Here is an 8,240-nt window from a genome sequence, read left to right on the forward strand (position 1 = left end):
CGGACGCCCTGGCGCCGCCAGGCACGGCCTATCCACTCAGCATCCTGGTTGCCGATGTGGTGCTGCCAGCAGACGTGACGGACGTGCACATCGACGTCTTCGGGCTCTACACCTTCGATGGAAACGCGTCGCCCGGTGCCGGCATGGTGCTGGCGGGTGCCGCCGCTGCCGCGCGCGTGCGGCCGCCCGATGACGGCGCCCGCTGGAATCCGGAGGCGCGGGAGCTCGTCCAGGCCCGGCTCGACTTTGCGGCCATCACCGGCCGAGGGACAGGCGAGATGACGCCGCCTTCTGCCGGCATGGTCGGGCCTGCGGCAGCCGGCCTGGAGCGCTCGGCGCAACCGGGGACGCAAGGGCCCCATGCAAGGTCCGCGCGGGCACACGCGTCGGCGTCGACGTCCGCACAGATCGCGCCCACGGTGTACCGGGTGGAGCTTCCGGCGGAAGAGTCGGCGCCGGAGGAGGTCCCCTTCGTCAACGACCATCTGGTCGGGCCTGTGAGCGGCCAGGGCGATCTCCTGGACAAGGACTTTGCGGACGCCCTGATTCGCAGGCTGGGCGACGAACTGGCGCGCCGCTCCAGCGCGGCGCGCAGCGCCGACCCCGCCACGCTGTCACGTGTGGCCCGCGAGCTGGCCACGCTTGCACAGGCGCGGCTGCAGGTGCCCGAAGCGCTGCGACGCCACGCCGATACGGACACCACCTTCTACGCCGCGGCCTGCAGGCATCCTGGCATCTCGGGCTTCGAGACGGCCCGCTCCGACGGCAGTCTCGCTGCGCTGGTGGCGGCCCACGCGGCCTCCGGCGAGGCCCGCTTCATGGCCATGCTGGGCGATCAGGTCTACGCCGACGCGCGGGCCGGGCTATTCGACACGGCTTCGGAGCTGGAACGCATCCTGCCGCGCTACCGCGACGCGATGGGCTCGCCGGGCTTCCGGGCGTTGGCCGAGCGCCTGCCGCTGTACATGGTGCTGGACGATCACGAGATCGTCGACAACTGGACGCGCGAGCAGTTGGATCTGGGCCGCAACGGCCTCTGGCGCGCCCGCACGGCGCGCACGGCTTATCGCGCCTTCCAGCGCGCGCACGGGCCCGATCCCTTCGTCGATCCATTCGGTGGAAATCCTGCCGCGTCCGACGATCTGCAGCACCACGGTGCTTTCCGCTGCGGCGGCATTTCGGCCTTCATGCTGGACACCCGCAGCGCGCGCCGTCTGGGCACACGCACCATCCTGTCGGAGACCGCCTGGGCGCTGCTGGCGACATGGCTCTGCGCCCAGCAGCGTGACCACGGCGATGCGCCCAAATGGGTGATGTCCGGCTCGGTGATCGCTCCGGGCCTGCGCGAGTCGGCAGGTCAGCCGTCGCCTCGCCAGTCCGACAGCTGGCAGATGTCGCCGGGCGACCGGCGACGCTTTTTCGAGCTGCTGGTTCAGCACCAGATCCAGAACGTGGTGCTGCTCTCCAGCGACTACCACTGCGCGGCGGCGGCCCGCTTGCACATCGGCCCCACGCTGCAGGGGCTGGCCATCGTGGCGCCGCCACTTCACGCCCCCATGCGCTTCGCCAACTCGCTGGCACAAACGGTGATGACCGACGAGCGCCTTTCGATCGGCGAAGAACTGGAAGTGCGGGTGTCCGGACTCGGTGCCTGGGACGGGGAGGGCTGGCTGGCCGTGCGCCAGCGCGAGGCGCACGGCGGGCACTGGACGCTGTCGCTGGACTTCCACCTGCGCGGGCTGGAGGCAGCGCGCCAGACTGTGCAGACGCTTCAGGTCACGCTATAGGAAACCTGGAGCGCGTGCGATTAGTCGTGCCCGCGGTACGACGCTGAACGAAGGGCCTGCCTGCCCGATCGGCGGCCGCACCCCGGTCAAGCCGAGCTCAGAACGATTCCAGCGGCAGCCCGACGTAGTTCTCGGACAGCGAGGTCGAGGCGGCCGGCGAGTGCACCAGGTAGTCCAGCTCGGCCTCCTGGATCTTCTGGCCGAAGTCGCCGGTGTCCGGAAAGCGGTGCATCAGCGAGGTGAACCACCACGAGAAGCGCTCGGCCTTCCAGATGCGGCGCAGGCAGAGGTCGGAGTAGCGGTCGAGCGCCGCGCTGCTGCGCTGCTCGCCGTAGTAGCGCTCGAGCGCCTGGTACAGGTAGCCCACGTCCGAGGCGGCCAGGTTCAGGCCCTTGGCGCCGGTGGGCGGCACGATGTGCGCCGCATCGCCCGCCAGGAAAAGCCGGCCGAAGCGCATCGGCTCGGCCACGAAGCTGCGCAGCGGGGCGATGCTCTTCTCCAGCGCGGGGCCTGTCACCAGGCGCTCGCGGCCTTCCGGGTCCAGGCGCAGGCGCAGCTCGTTCCAGAAGGCGTCGTCGCTCCAGTTCTCGACCTTTTCTTCCACGGGCACCTGCACGTAGTAACGGCTGCGGGTGCGGCTGCGCATGCTGCACAGCGCGAAGCCGCGCGGCGTGTTGCAGTAGATGAGTTCGTCGGACACCGGCGGCACGTCGGCCAGCATGCCCAGCCAGCCGAAGGGATAGATCTTTTCGTAGAGCTTGACGGCGCCGGCCGGCACGCTGGCCCGGCTCACGCCGTGGTAGCCGTCGCAGCCGGCAATGAAGTCGCATTCGAGCTCGTGCGTGGTGCCGTCCTTCTCGTAGCGCACGCGGGGGCGCTCGCCGTCGAAGTCGTGCAGGCTGACATTGGCCGCACCGTAGATCGTGCTCAGGCCGGCGGCGGCGCGGGCGTCCATCAAATCGCGGGTGACCTCGGTCTGGCCATAGACCATGACCTGCCGGCCATGCGTGTGTGCATGCATGTCGATGCGGTGGCGCTGGCCCTGGAACAGCAGCTCGATGCCATGGTGCGGCAGGCCTTCGGCATGCGCACGGGCATCGACACCGGCCTTCTTGAGCAGGTCCATCGTGACCTGCTCGAGCACGCCGGCTCGGATGCGGCCGAGCACGTAGTCGCCGGTCTGGCGTTCGACGATGACGTTGTCGATGCCGGCAACGTGCAGCAGTTGGCCGAGCAGCAGGCCCGCCGGGCCGGCGCCGATGATGGCGACTTGGGTGCGCATGGGAGTCGTCTCCTGATTCGAAAGCAAGAACGGATGGCCCGAAGCGTAGAAAACGGGATACCGATTTATCGAGTCGCTGCAGCCGTCTCGCGCGATGAATCGCTGCTTTGCGCGATGATCGCGCAACAATCCCTATTTGCGGACCTGCGTCATGACCATCGCCAAAGCAGACTTCATCGAAGGCTTGGCCAAAGGCCTCGCCGTGCTGGAAAGTTTCGACACCGAACGCCAGCGGCTGAACGCCACATTGGCGGCCCAACGCGCCGGGCTCACCCGGGCCGCGGCACGGCGGCATCTGCTCACGCTGGCGCACCTGGGCTACCTCGAAACCGACGGCAGCTATTTCTGGATGGCGCCGCGGGTCCTGCGCTTTTCCGGCAGCTATCTGGCGTCCTCGCGACTGCCGCGGGCGCTGCAGCCCACGCTCAATCGGCTGTCGGCGCAGACGGGCGAGTCCTTCTCGGCCGTGGTGCTGGACGGCGAAGAGGTGGTGATCGTGGCGCGCAGCGGCACCTACGGAGCGCCCTCTCGTGTGCTGGCTTACGGTCTTCATCTGGGCGCACGGCTGCCCGCCCACGCGACATCGACGGGGCAACTGCTTCTGGCCGCGATGGCGCCGGCGGCCCTGTCCGCTTGGCTCAAGGGGCGCAGCCTGGCGCGGTTGACGCCGCGTACCCTGACGAGGCCCGCGGACTTGCGTCGGCGGCTGGCCGAAATCCGACGCGACGACTACGCCTTGGCCACCGAGGAGCATGAGCTCGGCGTTCAGGCCCTGGCCGTGCCCCTGCGCGACATGCAGGGGCGTACGGTGGCCGCCCTGAATCTGGTGCTGTCCGGGGCCCTGCAGCCGCCACCGGCGCTGGAACGTAGCATGCTGCCCCTGCTGGCAGAGGCGGCGCGGGAACTGCGCGCGCTACTTTGAGACGCAAAAATCCACTTTGTGTGAATTTGTTGCATGACGGCAACTTCCGTCCGGCCGCATATTTCGGCCCCATGACGTTGTCGCTTCTCCACCGCCTTGCCACCACGCAGCTGCCCGTGTCGTTGACAGAGGGTCGTGACGTCGACGCTGTGCGCATGCTGACCTTGGCTGGCCATGTTCAGGCCGTGATTCCCCGGCCGGTCCGAACCCTCGTCGGCTACCACCAGCCGCCGGCCACCGTGACGGCCATCACGCCATTGGGGCGGCAGATGATCGAGCGCTTCCCCCGCGAGACCGAAGCGGCCTGAGCCTGATCGAACGGCGGCTGAGCACCTTGGGTCGGAGCGGACCCGCCCCAGCTTTGGCTGCCGCGCGCCACGTCGCTTTGCGTGCGTTCGCACTCCCGCGAATCCCTACAACCACAGTAGACCTTTGATGACTTGAGGTGAGTCAACGGCCTCAAGGCGGCCTATCATGTTTGAAATTTCGGAAATTACTGAAATTTCAACATTGATTGCCTGGCCATGACTCAATCCACGACTGTTGATCCGGATCGACTTTTTGGTCCAGGGTCGACGGCGGCCAGGGCGCAAGCGACGGCGGCGCTGCTGTGGCTGCCGCAGGCGGCTCTGCTGGCTTGGACGATCCAGCGACTTTCACAGGGGGGTGGGCTGCGGGGCGTCGTGCCGCTGGCCGGCGGCTTGTTGCTTCTGGGCGTGTTGCGCTGCGCGCTCGAAGCCTGGGGCGTGCGCCGGTCCGTCGTGGACGCGCGCCACTCGCTGGCGCTGCTCAGGCAGAGGGCGTCAGAGGCGCTCGCCAGCGGTTCGCCCCTTGATCGTGCGCGCCCGGCCTCAGGGCTGGCGGCGAGCGTGCTGGCGGAGCAGGCGGAGGCCATCGTGCCCTGGCTGGCCCGCTTCCAGCCGGTCCGGCTGCGGCTCGTGGTGGTTCCCACCTCCATTGCCGTGGCCGTCGGTGCGCTGTCCTGGGCGGCTGCATTGATCCTGGTGGGTGCCGCACCGTTGATTCCTGTCTTCATGGCGCTGGTCGGGCGGCGCGCGCAGGCGGCGTCCGAAGCGCAGTTGACCCGGCAGGGCGACATGAACGCCTTCCTGCTCGATCGCCTGCGTGGGCTTTCCACGCTGCGCGCCCTGGGCGCGGTCGACCACACGGCGCTGCGCCTGCGCGCCAGCGCCCAAGACCTGCACGGACGCACGATGGCCGTTCTGCGCATCGCCTTCCTGTCTTCGGCCGTGCTGGAGTTGTTCGCGGCGCTGGGGGTGGCCATGGTGGCGGTGTATGTGGGCTTCCATCTGCTGGGCCATCTTCACTTCGGCAGTTGGGGACGCACGTTGAGTCTGGGGGAGGGCCTGTTCATCCTGCTGCTGGCGCCGGCTTTCTTCGAGCCGTTGCGCGAGCTTTCCGCGGTCTGGCACGACCGCGCCGCTGGCGAGGCCGCACGGAAGGCGCTTTCGGCCCTCGAAGGCGACGGTCCGAGGCTGCCGGGCCGGTCGTCGCAGGCCGCACCCCTCGCCGATGTGCCCCCCGGTCCGCTCGGCGTGCGGCTGCGCGGGGTTCGCTTCGCCCATGCCGGCGAGTCGCCCACCCTGGATGCGTTCGACGTCGACATCCATCCCGGCGAGCGCCTGGCGCTGCTGGCGCCGAGCGGCGCGGGCAAGACGGCGCTGCTGTCGCTGCTGGCGGGCCTGGTGGCGCCGCAGGCCGGACAGATCTTCATCGGCGGCATGCCGTTGGACGAGGCGAATGCGCCCGCCCTGCGCCGCCGCATCGGCTGGATGGGCCAGCGGGCGCATGTGTTTGCCGGCTCGCTCGGCGCGAACGTGAGTCTCGGACGGCCGGAGGTGACAGCTCATGCGATCGACCAGGCACTCGACTTCACCGGCCTGGCCCACGTGGCAGCGGACCGCCCGGCCCAGAGCCTGGGCGAGGCCGGTGCCGGGCTGTCCGGCGGTGAAGCGGTGCGCTTGGCCCTGGCACGCCTGGCCGTGAACGAGGACGCCGGCTTGCTCCTGGCGGACGAGCCCACCGCCCACCTGGACGCGCAGACCGCCGAACGCGTCATCGATGCGCTGCTCGTGCTGAGCCGCGGTCGCACGCTGGTGCTGGCCACCCATGACCCGCGCCTGGCCGCGCGCATGGATCGCGTCGTGCGGCTCCATGCGTCGCCGCTGCGTGAGGCGGCCTGAGCGCCATGAATCGAGGAGCCGACGCCATGGCCCGTTCCCCCACCCGCGATCTCCAGGTGTTGCGCCGCTACTTCATCGGGCAGCGACGCAACGCGCTGTGGCTTGGCGCAGTGCTGGCGGTGGTGACCAGCCTGGCTGGCATCGGCCTGCTGGGCCTGTCGGGCTGGTTCATCACGGCCACGGCGCTGGCCGGACTGCAGCTGGCGACAGCGCTGGTCTTCGACGTCTTCATGCCCTCCGCCGGCATTCGGCTGCTGGCGCTCGGCCGCACCGGCGCGCGCTATGCGGAACGGCTGGTCACGCACGATGCCACGCTGGGTGTGCTGGCCGGCCTGCGCGAGCGGCTGCTGCGCGGCTGGGCGCGGCCGGAGGCGGCGCAGCGCCTGTTGCTGCGTCCCGCGCGCCTGCTCCAGCGGCTGACGGCCGACATCGATGCACTCGACTCCCTTTACCTGCGCATCGCCGTGCCTCTGGGGGTCAGCCTCGGAGCTGCGGCGATGGCCGGGCTGCTGGCAGGCTTGCATGATGCGCGGCTCGGCCTGGCGCTGGCGGCCTGGCTGCTCCTCGGCGGCTGGGGCAGTGCCTGGGTGATTGCCCGCCGCGCGCGTCCTGTGGCCGTGCGGCGCGCGCTGGCGCTGGAGCGCCTGCGTGCCCGGGCCGCCGACCTGGTGGCGGGTCAGACGGAGCTGGCCATGGCCGGCCGCCTGCGCGCACAGTGCGACGCACTTGCCGTCGCGGATGCCCGCCTGACGCAGGCCGACCTGCACATGGCGGGGCTGGAAGCCCGTGCCAGTTTCGTTCACGGCCTGATGCAGACGACAACCCTGGTGGGTGTCTTGCTGGCGGCCGCATGGCTGGTGGAGCAGCGCCGCATCGGCGTGCCCGCGGCCGCACTCCTGCTGCTCACGGCACTGGCCGCCACCGAGTCCCTGGCGGCGTTGCGCCGCGGTGCGCTCGAAGCGGGCCGCACCTGGCTGGCCGTGCGCCGGCTGGCGCCCGCCGTGGCAGGCGTGGCAGCCACGGCCTCCGCGCCGTCCAACGAGCCGCCGAGGGTCGGCGCCGCCGCATTGGTGGGCGACGACATCCAACTCGATGGCGCCGTGGTGCGCCGTGAGGGTTCCGCCCGGCCCGCGCTCCAGTTGCCCTGGCTGCACATCGGCGCGGGCGAGCGCGTGGCGGTCATCGGTCCCAGCGGCGCCGGCAAGTCCACGCTGCTCGCGCTGGTGGCCGGCGAGCTCGCGCCGGCCGCTGGCAGCGTGCGCGCGCCGCGCGCCACCTGGATGACCCAGCGGCCCGAACTCTTTCGCGACAGTCTGCGCGACAACCTTAAGCTGGCCGCGCCTCAGGCCACCGACGCTCAGTTGAGCGCTGCACTCGCCGATGCCGGCATGCAGGCCGATGTCGCGCGCCTTCGACAAGGCCTGGACACGCCGCTCGGCGAAGGCGGCCTGGGCCTGTCGGGCGGCCAGATGCGTCGCCTGTCGCTGGCCCGCCTGCTGCTGCAGAACGCGCCGCTGTGGCTGCTGGACGAGCCGACCGAGGCCCTCGACGCCGCCACCGCCCGCGAAGTCCTGGCGCGTCTCGACGCGCGGGCGCAAGGTCACACGCTGCTCATCGCCACCCATATGCGCCGCGAGGCGCAGCTCGCCGACCGCCTGCTCTGCATCGAGGCCGGCGAGTTGCGTGCCGACCTGCGGCGCGGCACGCCTGCCTTCGACACCGCACTCGCCGCCTTGCGCGACGACTGAACCTGATTCCCCCCGCATTCCGACGCCAAGCATTTCAGAAGGAGTCTCACCATGGACCTCGACATCGTCGGCCTCTCACGATTGCAGTTCGCAGTCACGGCCCTCTACCACTTTCTTTTCGTCCCCCTGACCATCGGGCTCGCGATCCTGATCGCGATCATGGAGACGGTCTACGTCATGACGGGTCGCACGATCTGGCGCGACATGACCAAGTTCTGGGGCCTGCTCTTCGGCATCAACTTCGCCATGGGCGTGGCCACCGGCATCGTCATGGAGTTCCAGTTCGGCATGAACTGG

General features: G+C 70.0%; 7 protein-coding genes. 6 read left to right on the forward strand and 1 reads right to left on the reverse strand.

The window, feature by feature from the left end:
* Positions 1-1,787, forward strand: a 1,787-nt coding sequence (locus tag QZ772_RS18705; protein WP_295529372.1) for an alkaline phosphatase D family protein, incomplete at its 5' end; no start/stop codon positions are given.
* A gap of 97 nt (positions 1,788-1,884) precedes the next feature.
* Here the strand turns inward: QZ772_RS18705 and pobA are convergent.
* Positions 1,885-3,069 carry a 4-hydroxybenzoate 3-monooxygenase gene (gene pobA / locus QZ772_RS18710; protein ID WP_295529374.1) on the reverse strand — a complete coding sequence of 395 codons (1,185 nt, stop codon included), beginning with the start codon at positions 3,067-3,069 and terminating at the stop codon, positions 1,885-1,887.
* A gap of 151 nt (positions 3,070-3,220) precedes the next feature.
* On the opposite strand from pobA, the gene QZ772_RS18715 reads away from it, so the two are divergent.
* The 5 genes from QZ772_RS18715 to QZ772_RS18735 all read left to right on the forward strand — a co-directional run.
* Complete coding sequence (locus tag QZ772_RS18715; RefSeq protein ID WP_295529377.1) at positions 3,221-3,991, forward strand: IclR family transcriptional regulator C-terminal domain-containing protein; 771 nt, start codon at positions 3,221-3,223, stop codon at positions 3,989-3,991.
* A gap of 71 nt (positions 3,992-4,062) precedes the next feature.
* The gene (locus tag QZ772_RS18720) at positions 4,063-4,299 is read left to right on the forward strand and encodes a hypothetical protein (protein ID WP_295529379.1); all 237 of its coding nucleotides are present in this window, start codon (positions 4,063-4,065) and stop codon (positions 4,297-4,299) included.
* Positions 4,300-4,515: 216 nt separating this feature from the next.
* Positions 4,516-6,195, forward strand: a complete 1,680-nt coding sequence (gene cydD, locus QZ772_RS18725; RefSeq protein WP_295529381.1) for a thiol reductant ABC exporter subunit CydD — start codon at positions 4,516-4,518, stop codon at positions 6,193-6,195.
* Positions 6,196-6,221: 26 nt separating this feature from the next.
* Positions 6,222-7,943 carry an ATP-binding cassette domain-containing protein gene (locus QZ772_RS18730; RefSeq protein WP_295529383.1) on the forward strand — a complete coding sequence of 574 codons (1,722 nt, stop codon included), beginning with the start codon at positions 6,222-6,224 and terminating at the stop codon, positions 7,941-7,943.
* A 51-nt stretch (positions 7,944-7,994) separates the two neighbouring features.
* Positions 7,995-8,240, forward strand: a 246-nt coding sequence (locus QZ772_RS18735) for a cytochrome ubiquinol oxidase subunit I (protein WP_295529385.1), incomplete at its 3' end; no start/stop codon positions are given.

Source organism: uncultured Pseudacidovorax sp., from assembly GCF_913773995.1.
Classification (GTDB): domain Bacteria; phylum Pseudomonadota; class Gammaproteobacteria; order Burkholderiales; family Burkholderiaceae_C; genus Xenophilus.

Bases quoted from the DNA above. Each gene is read 5' to 3' on its own strand.
- QZ772_RS18720 (WP_295529379.1), top strand. From the start codon at position 4,063: ATGACGTTGTCGCTTCTCCACCGCCTTGCCACCACGCAGCTGCCCGTG.
- pobA (WP_295529374.1), bottom strand. From the start codon at position 3,069: ATGCGCACCCAAGTCGCCATCATCGGCGCCGGCCCGGCGGGCCTGCTG.
- QZ772_RS18730 (WP_295529383.1), top strand. From the start codon at position 6,222: ATGGCCCGTTCCCCCACCCGCGATCTCCAGGTGTTGCGCCGCTACTTC.
- QZ772_RS18715 (WP_295529377.1), top strand. From the start codon at position 3,221: ATGACCATCGCCAAAGCAGACTTCATCGAAGGCTTGGCCAAAGGCCTC.
- cydD (WP_295529381.1), top strand. From the start codon at position 4,516: ATGACTCAATCCACGACTGTTGATCCGGATCGACTTTTTGGTCCAGGG.